The sequence below is a fragment of the Burkholderia anthinoferrum genome (assembly GCF_002925705.1).
Taxonomy (GTDB): Bacteria; Pseudomonadota; Gammaproteobacteria; order Burkholderiales; family Burkholderiaceae; genus Burkholderia; species Burkholderia semiarida.
Genome location: NZ_LFZP01000028.1, coordinates 19176 through 38592, shown reverse-complemented (window position 1 = coordinate 38592; position 19417 = coordinate 19176). Strand labels below are relative to the sequence as shown.

Genomic DNA, 19417 nt, shown 5'->3' with positions numbered 1-19417 from the left:
CTCGGGCACGCGCGACGTGCGCCCCGCCATGACGAAGCCCGCTTGCGCGGGCTTTTTCTTTTCCGCGCAAAGCGCGGACGATCAGTCGTCGTCGGCCGGATCGAGCCCCGGGAACAGCACCTCGGTGAAGCCGAAGCGCGTGAAGTCGGTAATCCGCATCGGATACAGCTTGCCGATGAGGTGATCGTATTCGTGCTGGACCACGCGCGCGTGGAATCCTTCGGCGACGCGATCGATCTTCTGGCCGAACTGGTCGTAACCGCTGTAGCGCACCTTCGCGTAGCGGCTGACGACGCCGCGCATGCCCGGCACCGACAGGCAGCCTTCCCAGCCCTCTTCCATGTCCGGCGGCAGATACTCGATCTTCGGGTTGATCAGCACGGTCTCGGGCACCGGCGGCGCGTCCGGATAGCGGTTGTTGTTGCCGAAGCCGAAGATGATGATCTGCAGCCCGATGCCGATCTGCGGCGCGGCCAGCCCGGCGCCGTTCGCGTGATGCATCGTCTCGAACATGTCCGCGACGATCTCGTGCAGCTCGGGGGTATCGAACCGCTCGACCGGTTGGGCGATTTCGAGCAGGCGCGGATCGCCCATCTTCAGGATCTCGCGAATCATGGCGTATTGCCCTCCAGGAGTTGGTGCAGACCGTCTTCGTCCAGCACGGGGATGCCGAGTTCCTCGGCCTTCGCGAGCTTGCTGCCGGCTTCGGCGCCCGCGACCACGTAATCCGTCTTCTTCGACACCGAACCGGCCACCTTGGCGCCCGCCGCTTCGAGCATCTCCTTCGCCGCATCGCGCGTGAGAGTCGGCAGCGTGCCCGTCAGCACGACCGTCTTGCCGGCCAGCACGCCCTGCGGCGCCTTCGGCGCGGGCGGCCCTTCCGGCCACGTGACCTTGCCCGGCGCGCGCAACTGCTCGATCACGGTCCGGTTGTGCTCTTCCGCGAAGAACTGGTGGATCGACTCGGCGACGATCGGCCCGACGTCGTTGACTTCGAGCAGTTCCTCGATCGACGCGTCCATGATCGGCGTCAGCGAGCCGAAATGCTTCGCGAGATCCTTCGCGGTCGATTCGCCGACATGGCGGATGCCGAGCCCGTAGATGAAGCGCGCGAGCGTCGTATGCTTCGCCTTCTCGAGCGAATCGAGCAGATTCTGCGCGGATTTCTCGGCAAACCGGTCGAGTTCGGCCAGCGTCGCGAAGCCGAGATTGAACAGGTCGGCCGGCGTGCGCACCAGATTCAGCTCGACGAGCTGATCGATGATCTTCTCGCCGAGGCCGTCGATGTCGAGCGCGCGGCGCTGCGCGAAATGCCACAGCGCCTGCTTGCGCTGCGCCGGGCAGAACAGCCCGCCCGTACAGCGCGCGATCGCCTCGTCCGGCAGGCGCTCGATCTTCGAGCCGCACACCGGGCATTCGGTCGGCATCACGAATTCCGCCGCATCCGCCGGGCGCCGGTCGAGCAGCGCGCCAACCACTTCCGGAATCACGTCGCCCGCGCGGCGCACGATCACGGTGTCGCCGATCCGGATGTCCTTGCGGCGCACTTCGTCCTCGTTGTGCAGCGTCGCGTTGGTCACGGTCGCGCCGCCGACGAACACCGGCTCGAGACGCGCGACCGGCGTGATCGCGCCGGTGCGGCCGACCTGCACGTCGATCGCGACGAGCTTCGTCAGCGCTTCCTGCGCGGGGAACTTGTGCGCGAGCGCGAAGCGCGGCGCGCGCGACACAAAGCCCAGGCGCTCCTGCTCGTCGCGCCGGTTGACCTTGTAGACGACGCCGTCGATGTCGTACGGCAGCGACTCGCGCTTCTCGCCCACCTTGCGGAAGAAGTCGAGCAGGCCTTCGGCGCCGTGCACGACCGCGCGCTCGCGGTTCACCGGCAGGCCGAGCGACTCGTACCAGTCGAGCAGCGCGCTGTGCGTGTCGGGCATCGGCATCCCGTCGAGCACGCCGATCCCGTATGCGAAGAACGACAGCGGCCGCTGCGCGGTGATCTTGGAGTCGAGCTGGCGCAGGCTGCCGGCCGCCGCGTTGCGCGGGTTCGCGAATTCGCGCTGCTCGGCCGCGCGCTGGCGTTCGTTCAGGCGCGCGAAATCGCGCTTGAACATCAGCACCTCGCCGCGCACGTCGAGCACGGCCGGCACGTGCTTGCTCTTCAGCCTCAGCGGAATCGAGCGGATCGTGCGCACGTTCTCGGTCACGTCCTCGCCGGTCGTCCCGTCGCCGCGCGTCGCCGCCTGCACGAACACGCCCTGCTCGTAGCGCAGCGAAATCGCGAGGCCGTCGAACTTCAGTTCGCACGCATATTCGACGGGGTCCGTCACCGAGCCGGCGAGATCGGTCGTCTTGGCGAGCGCGTCGGCGACGCGCTTGTCGAACGCGACGATGTCCTCGTCGGCGAAGCCGTTGTTCAGCGACAGCATCGGTGCATCGTGGACGACCGGCGTGAAGCCGCCGGCCGCTTCGCCGCCGACGCGCTGCGTCGGCGAATCGGGCGTCACGAGTTCGGGATGGTCGGTTTCGAGCTGCTGCAGCTCACGGAACAGCCGGTCGTATTCGGCGTCGGGCAGATCCGGCTGATCGAGCACGTAATAGGCGTAGTTCGCCCGCTCGAGTTGGTCGCGCAGCCACGCGGCGCGCGCGTCGGGCTGGCTGGCTGGCGGTTCGGCTTGGGTTCGGGCCATGCTGGCGGCAGATTCGTTCTGAAAAATCGGATTTCCGATTATCTCAGTTTGACGCCGCGGCGGGGTGCGCAATGCGGGCCCGATGGCATGCTGCGGCGCACACCGAGCGGTGTGCGCCGCGGCGACGAACGACGGCGCCAGGCGCCGCCGTCCGCGCGATCGCGTTACTGGCTGAAGAGGCGGCGCGTGACCGGCGAACCGGCCGGAATGCCGGCTTCCTCGAGCTTCGCGTACAGCTTCATCAACTGCTGCTCGATCGCGAGCAGCGTCGACTCCGGCAGCGGCCGGCGCGAATCGTCGACGACGCGCGCGCCGATCCGCTCGGACAGCGATTTCGCGTAATCGCACATCAGCCGGAACGGCAGGATGTCCTCTTCGGCCACCGGCACGTCGAGTACCAGCGTGATCATGTTGCCGCCCTTGTACGTCAGGTCGTCGCGCAGGAAGTTCGTATCGCCGAACTGCAGCATGAACACCGGATTCTGTTTCGCGTCGAGCTTCACGAAGCGCGTGCCGTCGCGCGACAGCAGCAGCCCGTCCTGCGACGCGACCGCCTGCACGTAGTTCGCGGACCACGGCGCGCCGTCCGACATCACGTTGATCGACAGTTGCGCGTCGCACTGCGCGGCAAACGCGTCGAGCTCGCGCGCCATCGCGACCGTTTCCATCATGTCCGGGAATTCCGGCGCGCCGTCGATCGCGTCGGCGAACTGCTGGACGCCCGTCACGAATTCGGAGAATTCGAGCTCGTTCAGCGCGCCGCCGCGGTTCGCGAGCTGCGCGGCCGCGCGCAGCTCTTCGTAGCGCACGCCGTTTTGCAGCAGCTCCCATTGGCCGCCTTCCGGCTTGCCTTCGATGTGCACGGGCTTGCTGCCCGCGCGGCGCAGCCGCTGCGCGATCGGCAGGATCTTGTCGCCCGGCAGCGGCCCGGTGAGACGGATCGGCACGATGCAGTCGATCCGGCGATCGACGATCGCGGGCGGCGCCGACGAGATCGTCGTCGCGGCCGGCAACACCGGTTCGGTCGGCTCGGCCGCCGCCTCGTGCGTGGCGGCGGGCACGGCTTGCTCGCCCGCGGCCGGTTCGGTCGGTGGGGCCGACGTGTCGACGCCCGTCGCCTCGGCCTGCAGGTCGGCCGGCGTATCGGCCGGCGCGGCGCCGCCCGCGGCCGCACCGAAGGTGGGCTCGACGCGCGTGGCTTCGGCCGTGGCCGCCGTACCCGCGGAGACCGGCGCCGCGGGCTCGCGACGCACCGGCTGACGCACCGGCTCGATGAACGGCGGCTCTTCGTCGCGCTCGGGGCGGTTCATCGCCTCGGCCGCTTCCTCCGGCATCGGGCGCGGCATCCTGCGCCGCACTTTCGCGCCCTGCCATGCGTTGTAGACCACGACGCCGCCCACCACGACGGCGCCCGCGCCGATCAAACCGAGTGTCAACTCGTCCATGCACGCTCCATCAGCAATTCTTTTTCGTCGGGACCGCGAACGGGCGCCCAGGCGCCGCGCGAACGCGGTCCGGTTTCGTCAAACGTCAATTCTGGGCAAAACCCGCGGCGGTTTCCATGTCCACCGCGACGATCCGCGACACGCCCTGCTCCTGCATCGTCACGCCGATCAGCTGCTGCGCCATTTCCATCGCGATCTTGTTGTGCGAGATGAACAGGAACTGCGTCTTGTCGGACATCGCGCGCACGAGATTCGCGAAACGCTCGGTGTTCGCGTCGTCCAGCGGCGCGTCCACCTCGTCTAGCAGGCAGAATGGCGCCGGGTTCAACTGGAACATCGCGAACACCAGCGCGGTCGCGGTCAGCGCCTTCTCGCCGCCCGACAGCAGGTGAATCGTCGCGTTCTTCTTGCCCGGCGGCTGCGCCATCACCTGCACGCCGGCATCGAGAATCTCGTCGCCCGTCATGATCAGCTTCGCCTGCCCGCCGCCGAACAGGCGCGGGAACAGATCGCTGAAATGACGGTTGACCTCGTCGAAGGTGCCCTGCAGCAGCGTGCGGGTTTCCTGGTCGATCTTGTGGATCGCGTCCTCGAGCGTCGTGATCGCGTCGATCAGGTCGGCCGACTGCGCGTCGAGGAACACCTTGCGTTCGCTCGCGGCCTTCAGCTCGTCGAGCGCGGCCATGTTCACCGGCCCGAGCGCGTTGATCGCGTTGTTCAGGCGCGTGACTTCGCCCTGCAGGTACGACGGCTTGAGATCCGGCGTCAGCTTCGCGGCCAGCGCGGCCTCGTCGACCTCGGCGGCCGCGAGCTGCTCGGCGAACTGCTCGACGGACAGGCGCGCGGCCTGCTCCTTCAGTTGCAGCTCGGTGATGCGGTCGCGCAGCGGCTGCAGCGAACGCTCGGCGACGAGCCGTTGCTCGTCCGACGCGCGCAGCTTCGCGGTCAGGTCGTCGAGTTCGATGCGCGCGGCCTGCAGCGCTTCTTCCTTCACCGCGCGAATCTCGAGCGCGTCCTGCAGGCCCGTGTGCGCGGTCTGCTCGTTGATCGTCTCGAGTTCGGCGCGCGCGTCTTCCAGCGACGCGGCGACGCGCTCGCTCTGCTCGTGCGCGACCTGGATCGTGCGCTTGAGTTCGTCGATGCGGGTCGCCGCGTTGCGTGCGGCAAAGCGCGCGTCGTTCGCGCCGCGCTCGAGATCGCGCGCTTCCTGACGCGCCTGCGTCAGCGATTCGTCGAGCGACTCGAACGCGAGCTGGTTGTCCTCGAAGCGCGCCTGCAGTTCCGCGAGCTCGCCGTCGAAGCGCTCGAAATTCGCTTCCGACTCCGCGCGCAATGCACGCTGCTCCTCGATCTGCGCGCCGATTTCCTCGAGTTCCTCGCGGATCTGCGTGCTGCGCTGCGTATAACGCTCGTGCGCCTGCGCGAGCTTCAGCACGTCCATCTGCAGCGCATGCACGCGCTGCGTCGCGCGCTCGGCCTGCGCGCGCACGTCGCCGAGCGCCTGCGTGGCCTGCGTGTGCGCGGCTTCCGCCCGCACGGCCGCCGTGCGCGCCTCGTCGGCGAGCAGCGCCTGCGCGCGCACCTGGCGCGTCAGGTTTTCGATTTCCTGCTGGCGGGCCAGCATCCCGGCCTGCTCCGAATCGGCCGCGTACAGCTGCACGCCGACGCGCGTGACGATGTGGCCGGCCTTGACGACGAACGCGCCGCCTGCCGGCAACTGCGTACGCGTGGCGAGCGCCTGCGCGACGTCGTCGGCGACGTACACGTTGCCGAGCCAGTCGTTCAGCACCGCGCGGATACCGGCGTCGTCGATGCGCACGAGCGACAGCACCGGCCGCAGTCCGGCCGCCGCGGCGGGCGGCTCGCCGGCCGCGGGCGGCGCATAGAACGCGAGCTTCGCGGGCGGCGCGTCGGCCGCGAATGCCTTCACCCAGTCGAGATTCGACACTTCGAGCGCGGCGAGGCGCTCGCGCAGCACGGCCTCGAGCGCCGCTTCCCAACCGGCCTCGACGTGCAGCTTCTTCCACAGCCGCGGCAGCGCACCGAGCTCGTGCTTGTCGAGCCACGGCTGCACCTTGCCTTCGGTCTGCACGTTCTCCTGCAGCTGCTTCAGCGCGGCGAGGCGCGCCTCCAACTGGTGGATCTGCGCGGCTTCGGCCTGCACGCGCTCCTGCGCGGCACGGCGTTCGCCGTCGAGGCGCGGCACCGTTTCCTGCGCGTCCGCGAGGCGTGCCTGCGCTTCAGCGAGAATTTCTTCCTGCTCGGCCAACTGCATGCGCAGCTCTTCGAGCTGCGTCTCGTCCGGCGCGTCGAGCCCGCCCGCTTCGCTCTTCAGGCGCTCGTGGCGCTGCTGAAGCTGCTGGAGCTGCTGGTCGGCGTTGCGCTGGTGCGCGGCTTCGAGCTTCAGCGACTGCTCGGTCTGCGCGATCCGCGCGCGCTCGTCGTTGAGCTGCGCCTGCGCGTCGCGCCACTTCGCTTCGAGCGCCGGCAGCGCATCGTGCTTCGCGGCCGCGTTGTCTTCGGCGAGCGCGGCCTTCTCGTCGGCCATCGCGCGCGCCTCTTCGGCTTCCTCGAGCTCGTCCTGCGACTTCTCGGCCTGCGCGCGCCACTGCTCGCGCTGCGCGTTCAGCGCGGCGATCTGCGCCTGCACGCGATTGCGCGATTCGACGATGAACTTGATCTCGGCTTCGAGGCGGCTCACCTCGGCGTTCGCCTCGTAGAGCGCGCCCTGCGCGCCCTGCATCGCGTCGCTCGCCGAGTAGTGCGCGACGCGCAGCGTCTCGAGCTGCGCCTCGACTTCGCGCAGCTTCGCCGTCTGCGCCTCGAGGTCGATCTGCGCCTGTTCGATCGCACGCTGCTGCTTCTGCTGCTCGCCCGCGGCCTCGTTCTTGCGCAGCAGCCACAAGAGGCGCTGCTTCTCCTCGCCGTCGGCGACGAGCTCCTTGTACTTGGTCGCGACCACCGCCTGCGCCTCGAGCTTCTCGAGGTTCGCGCCGAGTTCGCGCACGATGTCCTCGACGCGCGTCAGGTTCTCGCGCGTGTCGTGCAGGCGGTTCTCGGTTTCGCGGCGGCGTTCCTTGTACTTCGACACGCCGGCGGCTTCCTCGAGGAACACGCGCAGCTCTTCGGGCTTCGCCTCGATGATCCGCGCGATCATGCCCTGCCCGATGATCGCGTACGCGCGCGGCCCGAGGCCCGTGCCGAGGAAGATGTCCTGGATGTCGCGGCGGCGCGCCGGCAGGTTGTTGATGTAGTAGCTCGACGTGCCGTCGCGCGTCAGCACGCGCTTCACGGCGATTTCGCCGTACTGGCCCCACTGCCCGGCCGCACGGCCGTCGGAGTTGTCGAAGATCAGTTCGACGCTGGCCCGGCTGCCGGGCTTGCGGGCGGTCGAACCGTTGAAGATCACGTCCTGCATCGATTCGCCGCGCAGCTCGGACGCGCGCGACTCGCCGAGCACCCAGCGCACGGCATCGATGATGTTGGACTTGCCGCATCCGTTCGGGCCGACCACGCCGACGAGCTGGCCCGGAACCTGGAAATGCGTGGGATCGACGAAGGATTTGAAGCCAGCGAGTTTGATCGAGCTCAGACGCACGGCGGTATCGGATGTGAAGAAGGTGTGAGACGGACGGGGCCGCACGGCGCGGGGCCGGAGAGCCCCTGCGCGCCACGCGCCCCGGAATTCAAAAACGGGGCCGCGCGCATCCAGCGTTGGGCCCCGCAAACGGCGTCCATCATACCATCGCGCGTGCGCCGTCCCGACCGGCGTCGGGTTTGTCCGGTGCCGGCGCGGCACGATGGACCCGGCTCGACAGCAGCGTCGCCAGCACGATGCACGCGCCGCCCGCCCACTCGCGCGCGCTCGGCAGCTCGTTCGCGAACACCCACGCGGACAGCGCGGTGATCACGATCTCGAACAGCATGATGATCGACGCACGGTTCGCCGGCACACGCGCGAGGCCGTACTGGACGAGCAGGTTGTTCGACGCCATCGTCACGCCGATCGCCGCGATGATCAATGCGGCGACGCCAAGCTGGCCGCTCGCCGGCGCGGCCGGCAGCCCCTCGAACAGCGACGCGATCGCGCCGAACACGGCCGCGCCGCCGAACAGCGTCGCGGTGCGCATTTCCGCGCGCATGTCGGGCAGCTCGCGGCTCGCCTTGATCACCAGCACGTTGCTCATCGCGAAGCTCAGGCCGGCCGCGAGGCCCGCCCATTCGGCCGGGTTGGCCGGCAGCGGCAAGCCGAGCGCCGGCGACCACAGCATCAGCATCGCGCCGCCGATCGACAGCGCCGCGAGCCCCGCGCCGGCCCAGGTCAGCCGCTCGCGCAGCAGGAAGTGCGCGTAGATCGCGGTCCAGGCCGGCGTCAGGTAGAACAGCAGCATCACGCGCAGCACCTCGCCGTGGATCGTGCCCCACACGAAACCGAGGTTCGTCACGCCGGCCGTCACCGCGATGCCCGGCAGCACCCAGTGCCAGCGCAGCGTCGCGATCGCGCGGTGCCGCGCGACGATCACGAACAGGAATGCGACGAGGCTCGTCAGCGCGCTCGCCAGCGTGCCCGTCACGCCGAGCGACGCGAGGATCCGCAGCGGATACCAGATCAGGCCCCATACCGACGCGCCGATCAGGATGGCCAGCGTCGGCAGGCTGCCGCGTACCGCGTTGTTCATCAGAATTTGCTCCGAGAAACCCCGCCATTGATGGCGGGAAGGAAAGGCGTGCTGTTGACAGGCAGCTTTTCCCACAGGTTAGGATCACCGGCATGATCCTTGTCTACCGCTACCGGGTGAAATCGCTCAACGGACTGCTTAACAAGCAGAGCCGCGCGGTGAACTACGTCTGGAACTTCTGCAATGACACGCAGAAGCACGCGCTCAAGTGGAGCAAGAAGTGGCCGACGGGGTTCGATCTGAACGTGCTGACGACGGGGAGCAGCAAGGAACTCGGCATCCACTCCGGCACGATCAACGCGACGTGCGAGCAATATGCGAAGTCGCGCAGTCAGCACCGACGGCCCTACCTGCGCTATCGCGGCAGGAAATCGCTGGGCTGGGTGCCGCTGAAGGGCCGTGACCTGAAGCGCGAGGGTGACGCGTTCCGTTTCGCCGGCAACACGTTTCGCGTGTTCAACAGCCGACCGCTTCCCGAAGGCAAGATCAAGGACGGGACCAACTTTGCGCAGGATGCGCGCGGCAACTGGTTCCTGAACATCGTGATCGAGATGCCCGATGTGCAGGCCCGCCCGATCCGTTCCGGCGTCGGCATCGATCTCGGTCTGAAAGACTTCGCCACACTTTCGACCGGCGAGAAGCTGCCCAATGAACAGTTCGGTCGACGGGCGGCGGAAAAGCTGGCGAAAGCGCAACGGGCGCGAAAGCACAAGCGTCATATCGCGAAGTTGCACGCCAAGGTCGCGAATGCCCGTGCCGATTTCCAGCATAAGCTCGCGCTCGATCTGGTGCGGCGTTTCGATTACATCGCTGTCGGCGACGTATCTGCCGTCAAACTTGCCAGAACCAGGATGGCGAAGAGCGTCTACGACGCATCCTGGTCGTCCTTCCGAAACAAGCTCCGCTACAAAGCGATCGCGCACGGGGCCACGTTCGAGGAAGTCGACGAAAGCGGTTCGACCCAGTCCTGTTCGTCGTGCGGGTCGCAAGACAGCACGACGCGGCCGAAAGGTATCGCGGGACTGCGAATAAGAGAGTGGACCTGCAGTGACTGTGGTGTCGAACATGATCGTGATATCAACGCTGCGCTGAACATTCTCCGATGCGGACGTGCATCGCCAGGTGTGGGAATCCTCCGCCTTTAGGCGGACGAGGACGTCAATTGGTTCGATACCCTTTATTCGAGCGGCCCCGGCCGCCGCGCCGGCAGGCCGTGACCGCATTCCGTCACGCTATAATCATCCGCTGCGACCCGCGCGCCCGAGGCGCCGTTCGCAGCCGCGCGGCGCGCCCGCCGCTTCTTTCGCTCCAACCGGCCGCGATGGCCGCTTCGCCCGTGAACCCTCGACTCGACTCGCTCCAGCCCTATCCCTTCGAAAAGCTGCGCGCCCTGTTCAAGGACGTGACGCCTTCCGGCGACCTGAAACCGATCAGCTTCGGCATCGGCGAGCCCAAACACGCGACGCCGGCGCTGATTCGCGACGCCGTGGTGGCCGCGCTCGACGGCCTCGCGTCGTATCCGGCCACCGCCGGCTCGGACGCGCTGCGCACGTCGATCGCGCGCTGGCTCGAGCGCCGCTACGGGCTGCCGGCCATCGATCCGGCCACGCAGGTGCTGCCGGTGTCGGGCTCGCGCGAGGCGCTCTTCTCGCTCGCGCAGACCGTGATCGACGCGCGCGCGACCGCGGACGGCAAGAAGGCGATCGTACTCTGTCCGAATCCTTTCTATCAAATTTACGAAGGCGCGGCGCTCCTGGCCGGTGCCGAACCCTATTTCGCGAACAGCGACCCGGCCCGCAACTTCGCGTGCGGCTACGCGGCCGTGCCCGACGACGTGTGGGCGCGCACGCAGCTGCTGTATGTGTGCTCGCCGGGCAACCCGACAGGCGCCGTGCTGACGCTCGACGACTGGCGCGAGCTGTTCGCGCTGTCCGACCGCCACGGTTTCGTGATCGCGTCCGACGAGTGCTACTCGGAAATCTATTTCGACGAAGCGGCGCCCCCGCTCGGCGGCCTCGAGGCCGCGCACCGCCTCGGCCGCGGCTTCGAGCGCCTCGTGATGCTGTCGAGCCTGTCGAAACGCTCCAACGTGCCGGGCATGCGCTCGGGCTTCGTCGCCGGCGACGCCGCGCTGCTGAAGCAATTCCTGCTGTACCGCACGTATCACGGCGCCGCGCTGTCGCCGGTCTGGCAGCACGCGAGCATCGCCGCGTGGAACGACGAGGCGCACGTGCGCGAAAACCGCGCGCTGTACCGGCAGAAGTTCGATACGGTCACGCCGATGCTCGCCGACGTGATCGACGTGAAACTGCCCGACGCCGCGTTCTACCTGTGGGCCAACGTGTCGCGCACCGGCCTGTCGGACACTGAGTTCGCCCGCCGCCTGTACGCCGACTATAATGTGACGGTTCTGCCCGGCTCGTACCTCGCGCGCGATGCGCACGGCGCGAACCCGGGCCGCGATTTCATCCGGATCGCGCTCGTCGCGGGCACCCCCGAATGCGTCGAGGGCGCGCAACGCATCGTCGATTTCTGCCGGGCTCTCGCGCGGTAAGACGTCCATCCCGATCAATTCCATCCATCTCCTGCGAAAACGAACATGTCGCAACAACTTCAGCAAATCATCGATACCGCCTGGGAAAACCGCGCCGAGCTGTCGCCGAAGGCCGCGCCCGCCGACGTCCGCGAGGCCGTCGCTCACGCGATCGAGCAACTCGACAAGGGCACGCTGCGCGTCGCCGAGAAAATCGACGGCAACTGGACGGTCCACCAGTGGCTGAAGAAGGCCGTGCTGCTGTCGTTCCGCCTGGAGGACAACGCGCCGATGCCGGCCGGCGGCTACTCGCAGTTCTACGACAAGGTGCCGTCGAAGTTCGCGAACTACACGGCCGAGGATTTCGCCGCGGGCGGCTTCCGCGTCGTGCCGCCGGCCATCGCGCGCCGCGGCTCGTTCATCGCGAGGAACGTCGTGCTGATGCCGTCGTACACCAACATCGGCGCGTACGTCGACGAAGGCACGATGGTCGACACGTGGGCGACGGTCGGTTCGTGCGCGCAGATCGGCAAGAACGTGCACCTGTCGGGCGGCGTCGGCATCGGCGGCGTGCTCGAGCCGCTGCAGGCGAACCCGGTCATCATCGAGGACAACTGCTTCATCGGCGCGCGCTCGGAAGTCGTCGAAGGCGTGATCGTCGAGGAAAACTCGGTGATCTCGATGGGCGTGTACCTCGGCCAGAGCACGAAGATCTACGATCGCGAGACGGGCGAGGTCAGCTACGGCCGCATCCCGGCCGGCTCGGTCGTCGTCGCCGGCAACCTGCCGTCGAAGGACGGCTCGCACAGCCTGTACTGCGCGGTGATCGTCAAGAAGGTCGACGCGAAGACGCGTGCGAAGGTCGGCCTGAACGAGCTGCTGCGAGGCGACTGATGGCGAAGCCGCACACCGTGGTCGTCTACGGCATTCCGAACTGCGACACCGTGAAGAAGGCCCGCGTGTGGCTCGACGATCACGGCGTCGAATTCGAATTCCACGATTTCAAGAAGCTCGGCGTCAGCGCGCCGCTGATCGAAGACTGGCTGAAGGACGTGTCGCTCGACGCGCTCGTGAACAAGCGCGGCACGACGTGGCGCGGCCTGGACGACGCGATGAAGGCGGCCGCCGAAACGAAGACCGGCGCGGTCGCGCTGATGATCCACAAGCCGTCGGTCATCAAGCGCCCCGTGCTCGTCGTCAACGGCCGCGTGAAGTCGCTCGGCTTCGCGGCCGACCAATATGCGGCGCTGTTTGCCGCATAGGGCCGCCCGCGCCGCGCCTGCGGGCGGGCCTGTTCACGCTAATAACGGGCTTGCGCTGGCCCGACGCCCTGTCGCTGCCGGCCACCGCGCCGGCATTTTTTATCGAAAGTGGTCCGAACCATGTCCGCCACCCTAGCCCTTACCGAACAGCTGATCGCCCGCGCGTCCGTGACGCCCGACGACCAGCACTGCCAGCAGATCATGACCGAGCGCCTCGCCGCGCTCGGCTTCGAATGCGAGACCATCGCGTCGCACGGCGTGACCAACCTGTGGGCCGTCAAGCGCGGCACCGACGGCCGTGACGGCAAGCTGCTCGTGTTCGCGGGCCACACCGACGTCGTGCCGACCGGCCCGCTCGAACAGTGGACCTCGCCGCCGTTCATCCCCGCCCATCGCGACGGCAAGCTGTACGGCCGCGGCGCGGCCGACATGAAGACGTCGCTCGCGGCGTTCGTCGTCGCGTCCGAGGAATTCGTCGCGGCCCATCCAGGCCACCGCGGCGCGATCGCGTTCCTGATCACGAGCGACGAGGAAGGCCCGGCCACCGACGGCACCGTGAAGGTCGTCGAGCTGCTGCAGGCACGCGGCGAGCGGCTCGACTACTGCATCGTCGGCGAACCGACGTCGACCGCCGAGCTCGGCGACGTCGTCAAGAACGGCCGCCGCGGCTCGATGTCCGGCGAACTGGTCGTCAAGGGCGTGCAGGGCCACATCGCGTATCCGCACCTCGCGAAGAACCCGATCCACCTGCTCGCGCCGGCGCTCGCCGAGCTCGCCGCCGAGCAGTGGGACGCCGGCAACGAATACTTCCCGCCGACCACCTGGCAGGTGTCGAACCTGCACGCCGGCACCGGCGCGACCAACGTGATCCCCGGCCACGCCGACCTGCTGTTCAACTTCCGCTTCTCGACCGCGAGCACGGTCGAGGGCCTGCAGGCCCGCGTGCATGCGATCCTCGACAAGCACGGCCTCGAATACACGCTGAAGTGGTCGGTGAGCGGCCTGCCGTTCCTCACGCCGCGCGGCGAACTGTCGGGCGCGCTGGAAAACGCGATCCGCGCCGAGACCGGCATCACGACCGAGCTGTCGACGACGGGCGGCACGTCGGACGGCCGCTTCATCGCGCGCATCTGCCCGCAGGTGATCGAGTTCGGCCCGCCGAACGGCAGCATCCACAAGATCGACGAGCACATCGAGCTGCGCTTCGTCGACCCGCTGAAGAACGTGTACCGACGCGTGCTCGAACAACTGATCGCCTGACGGAGCCTCGCATGACGACACCTTTTGCCACGGTCCGCGACCTGCTGCGCTACGCGGTCACGCGCTTCTCGAAAGCGAAGCTCGCGTTCGGCCACGGTTCCGACAACGCGTACGACGAAGCGGCCTACCTCGTGCTGCATACGCTCGACCTGCCGCTCGACACGCTCGAACCGTTCCTCGACGCGCGCCTCTTGCCCGACGAAATCGCGGCCGTGCTCGCGGTGATCGAACGACGCGCGACCGATCGCGTGCCGGCCGCGTACCTCACGCATGAAGCGTGGATGCACGGCCACCGCTTCTACGTCGACGAACGCGTGATCGTGCCGCGCTCGTTCATCGGCGAACTGCTCGACGACGGGCTGCAGCCGTATGTCGCCGATCCCGAGCAGGTTGGCGCGGTGCTCGAACTGTGCACCGGCTCCGGCTGCCTCGCGATCCTCGCGGCGAGCGCGTTCCCGAACGCGGAGATCGACGCGGTCGACCTGTCGGACAAGGCGCTCGAAGTCGCGGCAATCAACGTGCGCGACTACGGCCTCGAAGATCGCATCGGGCTGCACCGTGGCGATCTCTACGCCCCGCTGCCCGCGTTCCGCACCGATCCCGACTCGCGCTACGACGTGATCCTGACGAACCCGCCGTACGTCAATGCCACGTCGATGGCCGCGCTGCCGCCCGAATACCGGCACGAGCCGGAAATGGCGCTCGCCGGCGGCGACGACGGGATGGACATCGTGCGGCGCATCGTCGCCGACGCGCACCGCTGGCTGCATGACGACGGCGTGCTCGTCGTCGAGATCGGCAACGAACGCGAGAACGTCGAAGCGGCGTTCGGCGGCCTCGAGCTCACGTGGCTGCCCACCAGCGCGGGCGACGACGCGGTGTTCCTGATCCAGGCATCGGACCTGCCGCGCAAGGCCTGAGCGTGTGCGGGCCATCCGCCGTGCGGCGCACCGTTGCGCCGCACGGTTGGGTAAGATGCGCGTAGGCGGCCGCCCGGCCGCACGACCTGCGGAATCCCTTCGGGAGCTCTCCCGGCAGTCCCTCGGCAGTTCTTTACGCACTCATGACCCTCGACTGGCTACATCTCGGCACCCTGATCCTGATCATCCACGTGCTCGGGATCGTCGCGGCGTGCCACGCAATCATGAACACGCGCACGTCGCAAGGCGCGATCGCGTGGGCCGTCTCGCTCACGGCCATGCCGTACCTGACGCTCGTTCCGTACCTGTTCCTCGGCCGCAGCAAATTCTCCGGCTACGTCGACGCCCGGCGCCACGAGCTGGAAATGTTGCGCACGCACACGCCTCGCTCGCCGTGGCGCACCGCCGACGCGACCGACGGGCCGGCCGCGGACGCGCTGGGACAGGCCGCCGTGCTCGCGCTCACGCGGCTCGGCGGCATGCCGTTCCTCGGCGGCAATTCGGTGCGCACGCTCGTCAACGGCGACGCGACGTTCTCGGCCATCCTGGCGGCGATCGACGCCGCGCGCGACTACGTGCTCGTCCAGTTCTTCATCGTGCGCGACGACGCGCTCGGCCGGATGCTGCGCGACTCGCTGCTCGCGCGTGCGGCGGCCGGCGTGCGCTGCTGCGTGCTGTACGACAGCATCGGCAGCTTCGACCTGCCGCACCGCTACGTCGACGCGTTGCGCCGGGGCGGCGTCGAAGTCCATCCGTTCGCGACCAACCGGAAATTCGTCAACCGCTTCCAGCTGAACTTCCGCAACCACCGCAAGATCGTCGTCGTCGACGGCAATCGCGCGTTCGTCGGCGGCCACAACATCGGCGTCGAATATCTCGGCGCGAATTCGCGGCTGTCGCCATGGCGCGACACCCACATCGAGATCCGCGGGCCCGTGGTGGCGAGTATTCAATACGTGTTCGCCGAAGACTGGCACTGGGCGACGCAGAAGCTGCCGCCCATCGCGCTGCCGCCGCCCGCGCAGCCTGGCGACGGCATGCATTGCCTCGCGGTGCCGATGGGGCCGGCCGACAAGCAGGAAACCGGCTCGCTGTTCTTCGTCGAATCGATCAATGCCGCCCGCGAACGGGTCTGGATCACCACGCCGTACCTCGTTCCCGACGAAGCCGTGGTCTGCGCGCTGAAGCTCGCCGTGATGCGCGGCGTCGACGTGCGCATCCTGATCCCGAGCCGGCGCGATCACTACGTCGTGTTCGAGGCGTCGAAGCTTTACGCACGCGAGCTCGTCGATGCGGGCGTGAAGGTGTTCCGCTACCGGCCCGGCTTCCTGCACCAGAAGGTCGTGCTGATCGACCGCATCGCGGCGGCGGTCGGCAGCGCGAATCTCGACAACCGCTCGTTCCGCCTCAATTTCGAGGTCATGGTCATGACCGTCGATCGCGCGTTCGCCGACGAAGTGGAAGCGATGCTCGATGCCGACTTCGCGCAGGCGTACGAGGTCGATGCGGACGAATACCGTCGGTCGCCCGCCTGGCGGCGCATCGCGATGCACGTCGCGCGGCTGTTCGCGCCGATCCTGTAACGGCCGCGGCGCATGCCGCGCGTCACCGTCAAAGCAGCTTGTCGATGTCCGCGGCGATTTCGTCGGGCTTGGTGGACGGCGCGTAGCGCTTGACGATGCGCCCTTCGCGGTCGATCAGGAATTTGGTGAAATTCCACTTGATCGCCTTGAGGCCGAGAATGCCGGGCGCCTCGTCGGTCAGGTAGCGATACAGCGGATGCGCATGGTCGCCCTTCACGTCGATCTTCGCGAACATCGGGAACGTGACGCCGTAGTTGCGTTCGCAGAACGCGCCGATCTGCGCGGCGTCGCCCGGCTCCTGCCTGCCGAACTGGTTGCACGGGAAGCCGAGCACGAAGAAGCCGCGCGCCGCGTACTGGTCGTACAGCTTCTGCAGGCCCGCGTACTGCGGCGTGAAACCGCACTCGCTCGCGGTATTGACGATCAGCAGCACCTTGCCGCGATATGCGTCGAGCGATACCGGCGCACCGGCGAGCGTCTCCGCGCTGAACGAATACAGGGTGGACATCGGGCACTCCTTTTACGAAACCGGATCGACGTGGAGTCTAGGCGAAATTGCGCCGTTGCGGCATCCGCCGATCGGCCGATGCCCGGCGCACGCGGCGCGCAGTCTAGAATAGCGGTTTTGGCCAGCCATTTCCGCCGTGATCCGTTTCAATCAGTTCAGCCTTGCGCGCGGCACCAAGCCGCTGTTCGAGTCGGCCTCGTTCGTGCTCAATCCCGGCGAGAAAGCCGGCCTGATCGGCGCGAACGGCGCCGGCAAGTCGACGCTGTTTTCCGTCCTGCGCGGCGAGCTGCATTCCGACGGAGGCGATTTCTCGATGCCGCCGTCGTGGCGGATCGCCCACGTGTCGCAGGAAACGCCCGCGGTCGACCGCTCGGCGCTCGACTATACGCTCGACGGCGACACCGCGCTGCGCGAGATCGAGGCGCGTATCGCCGCCGCGTCGGCCGCGCATGACGGCGCGGCCGAAGCCGACGCGCACGCGGCGTTCGCCGATGCCGACGGCTACACCGCGCCGGCCCGCGCCGAAGCGCTGCTGCTCGGCCTCGGCTTCACGCTCGCGCAAACGCGCGAATCCGTCGCGAGCTTCTCCGGCGGATGGCGCATGCGCCTGAACCTCGCGCAGGCGCTGATGTGCCGCTCCGACCTGCTGCTGCTCGACGAACCGACGAACCACCTCGACCTCGACGCGATCGTCTGGCTCGAAGACTGGCTGCACCGCTACGCCGGCACGCTCGTCGTGATCTCGCACGATCGCGAATTCCTCGATTCGATCTGCAACGTCACGCTGCATCTGGAAAATCGCCAGGTGAAGCGCTACGGCGGCAACTACTCGCAGTTCGAGGTACTGCGCGCGCAGCAACTGGCGCTGCAGCAAAGCGCCTATGAAAAGCAGCAGAAGACGATCGAGCACCTGCAGAGCTTCGTCGACCGCTTCAAGGCCAAGGCGACCAAAGCCAAGCAGGCGCAAAGCCGGATGAAGGCGCTCGAGAAGATGGAGCTGATCGCGCCCGCGCACATCGCGTCGCCGTTCACGTTCGAATTCCGCACGCCCGACGCCGCGCCGAACCCGATGATGGTGATGGAGGACGTCCGCTGCGGCTACCACGCCGACGACGGAACGGACATCCCGATCGTCGAGCGCGTCGCGCTGTCGATCCAGAACGGCCAGCGCATCGGCCTGCTCGGTGCGAACGGCCAAGGCAAGTCGACGCTGATCAAGACGCTGGCCGGCACGCTCGCGCCGCTGTCGGGGCACGTGCGCGACGGCAAGGGGCTGACGATCGGCTATTTCGCGCAGCACCAGCTCGAAACGCTGCGCGAGGACGATTCGCCGCTCGCGCACCTGGCGCGGCTCGCACCCGACACGCGCGAACAGGAATTGCGCGACTTCCTCGGCGGCTTCAATTTCTCGGGCGACATGGCGACCAGCCCGGTGGGGCCGTTCTCGGGCGGCGAGAAAGCCCGCCTCGCGCTGGCGCTGATCATCTGGCAAAAGCCGAACCTGCTGCTGCTCGACGAACCGACGAACCACCTCGACCTCGAAACGCGCCACGCGCTGACGATGGCGCTCGCGCAATTCGAAGGCACGCTGATCCTCGTGTCGCACGATCGCCACCTGCTGCGCGCGACGACCGACCAGTTCATGCTGGTCGCGAAGCACCGGCTGCAGCCGTTCGACGGCGACCTCGACGACTACCGCGACTGGCTGCTGCAGCATGCGGCCGAGCAACGCGCGGCCGCGAAGGCCGACAGCGCGGCAGCCGCAGGCGCCGATCCGGGCATCAACCGCAAGGATCAGAAACGCCTGGCCGCCGAGGAACGCCAGCGGCTGTCGCAACTGAAAAAGCCGCTGCAGAACCGCATCACGAAGCTCGAAAAGGAAATGGAAACGCTGCACGCGGAGAAAGCGCGCCTCGACGCGTTCGTCGCCGATCCGGCGAGCTACGAGGCCGCGCGCAAGACGGAGCTGACCGACGCGATCCGCAAGCTCGGCGAAGTCACGACTCGGCTCGAGACGGTCGAGGCCGACTGGCTCGCCGTGCAGGAAGAACTCGAGCAGATCGGCTGAACGCGGCCCGGGCGCCGTAGCCGATCGCTTCATCGGCGGCGGGTGCGCCGCGGCGGTCGGGTGTCGACGCCCCACGAACCCGCCTGGCCGCGCCCCGCCCCCGGAAACGACGAGGCCGGGCGCGCTGGCCCGGCCTCTTTGTCACGGCTGCGTTCGACGCGGCTGCGGCGGCCGGCCCTTATGCCCGCCGCACCATCCGCTCAGCGGCGCGGCAGCGTGTCGCGCGGCATCTGCTCGTCGTCGCCCATCAGGTGCCGGCGCCCTTTGATCGGCCGGCGGATCGCCGCGGCGACTTCCGCTTCCGTCACGTCCTCGGACACGACCTTACGCGCCAGCCGCCCTTCTTCGTCGATCCATTCGACGATCCGGCATCCGCCGCCCCACGGCTGGCGGATCGGCTCCGACACGCGGCAGCCGCGCAGGTTGTAAAGGCGTCCGCCAGGCGCTTCCCCATACGATTTCAACATAGGTT

15 protein-coding genes are annotated in these 19417 nt (G+C 67.9%); 8 read left to right on the top strand and 7 right to left on the bottom strand.

The annotated features are described in order from the left end of the window. Positions 1 to 81: 81 nt before the first annotated feature. The 5 genes from def to C5F75_RS07905 form a co-directional block, all read right to left on the bottom strand. The gene (gene def, locus C5F75_RS07925; RefSeq protein WP_059573695.1) at positions 82 to 615 is read right to left on the bottom strand and encodes a peptide deformylase; all 534 of its coding nucleotides are present in this window, start codon (positions 613 to 615) and stop codon (positions 82 to 84) included. Further along, a complete protein-coding gene (ligA, locus tag C5F75_RS07920) occupies positions 612 to 2687 on the bottom strand; it encodes an NAD-dependent DNA ligase LigA (RefSeq protein WP_104012042.1) in 2076 nt (691 codons plus the stop codon). Before ligA ends, def begins: the two co-directional genes overlap by 4 nt. A 164-nt stretch (positions 2688 to 2851) precedes the next feature. Further along, complete coding sequence (locus tag C5F75_RS07915; RefSeq protein ID WP_104012041.1) at positions 2852 to 4132, bottom strand: cell division protein ZipA C-terminal FtsZ-binding domain-containing protein; 1281 nt, start codon at positions 4130 to 4132, stop codon at positions 2852 to 2854. Between the two features lie 85 nt (positions 4133 to 4217). Further along, positions 4218 to 7730, bottom strand: a complete 3513-nt coding sequence (gene smc / locus C5F75_RS07910) for a chromosome segregation protein SMC (protein WP_059645383.1) — start codon at positions 7728 to 7730, stop codon at positions 4218 to 4220. A gap of 139 nt (positions 7731 to 7869) precedes the next feature. Next, positions 7870 to 8811 carry a DMT family transporter gene (locus tag C5F75_RS07905; RefSeq protein WP_104012040.1) on the bottom strand — a complete coding sequence of 314 codons (942 nt, stop codon included), beginning with the start codon at positions 8809 to 8811 and terminating at the stop codon, positions 7870 to 7872. 92 nt (positions 8812 to 8903) lie between these two features. Here C5F75_RS07905 and C5F75_RS07900 point away from each other — a divergent pair, with 92 nt between their 5' ends. From C5F75_RS07900 to cls, 7 genes are all read left to right on the top strand, one after another. After that, positions 8904 to 9956, top strand: coding sequence for an RNA-guided endonuclease InsQ/TnpB family protein (locus C5F75_RS07900; RefSeq protein ID WP_059573690.1), 1053 nt, complete (start codon positions 8904 to 8906; stop codon positions 9954 to 9956). A 176-nt stretch (positions 9957 to 10132) separates the two neighbouring features. Next, positions 10133 to 11365 carry a succinyldiaminopimelate transaminase gene (dapC, locus tag C5F75_RS07895; RefSeq protein WP_104012039.1) on the top strand — a complete coding sequence of 411 codons (1233 nt, stop codon included), beginning with the start codon at positions 10133 to 10135 and terminating at the stop codon, positions 11363 to 11365. A 45-nt stretch (positions 11366 to 11410) separates the two neighbouring features. Further along, entirely contained in the window at positions 11411 to 12238 is an 828-nt protein-coding gene (gene dapD, locus C5F75_RS07890) for a 2,3,4,5-tetrahydropyridine-2,6-dicarboxylate N-succinyltransferase (RefSeq protein ID WP_060316818.1), read from the top strand. Continuing rightward, entirely contained in the window at positions 12238 to 12606 is a 369-nt protein-coding gene (locus C5F75_RS07885) for an ArsC family reductase (RefSeq protein ID WP_034207673.1), read from the top strand. The genes dapD and C5F75_RS07885 overlap by 1 nt, the downstream gene beginning before the upstream one ends. Positions 12607 to 12726: 120 nt before the next feature. Beyond that, positions 12727 to 13866, top strand: coding sequence for a succinyl-diaminopimelate desuccinylase (dapE, locus tag C5F75_RS07880; RefSeq protein ID WP_089464917.1), 1140 nt, complete (start codon positions 12727 to 12729; stop codon positions 13864 to 13866). Between the two features lie 11 nt (positions 13867 to 13877). Beyond that, positions 13878 to 14786 carry a 50S ribosomal protein L3 N(5)-glutamine methyltransferase gene (gene prmB / locus C5F75_RS07875; RefSeq protein WP_089464918.1) on the top strand — a complete coding sequence of 303 codons (909 nt, stop codon included), beginning with the start codon at positions 13878 to 13880 and terminating at the stop codon, positions 14784 to 14786. Positions 14787 to 14929: 143 nt separating this feature from the next. Further along, entirely contained in the window at positions 14930 to 16369 is a 1440-nt protein-coding gene (cls, locus tag C5F75_RS07870) for a cardiolipin synthase (RefSeq protein WP_104012038.1), read from the top strand. Between the two features lie 28 nt (positions 16370 to 16397). On the opposite strand, the gene C5F75_RS07865 is transcribed toward cls, so the two are convergent. Beyond that, positions 16398 to 16877 carry a glutathione peroxidase gene (locus C5F75_RS07865; protein WP_059573684.1) on the bottom strand — a complete coding sequence of 160 codons (480 nt, stop codon included), beginning with the start codon at positions 16875 to 16877 and terminating at the stop codon, positions 16398 to 16400. 136 nt (positions 16878 to 17013) lie between these two features. On the opposite strand from C5F75_RS07865, the gene C5F75_RS07860 reads away from it, so the two are divergent. Then, complete coding sequence (locus tag C5F75_RS07860) at positions 17014 to 18945, top strand: ATP-binding cassette domain-containing protein (protein WP_089464920.1); 1932 nt, start codon at positions 17014 to 17016, stop codon at positions 18943 to 18945. A 200-nt stretch (positions 18946 to 19145) separates the two neighbouring features. Here C5F75_RS07860 and C5F75_RS07855 read toward each other — a convergent pair whose 3' ends face one another. Continuing rightward, entirely contained in the window at positions 19146 to 19412 is a 267-nt protein-coding gene (locus tag C5F75_RS07855) for a DUF2866 domain-containing protein (RefSeq protein WP_006488228.1), read from the bottom strand. Positions 19413 to 19417: the final 5 nt, after the last annotated feature.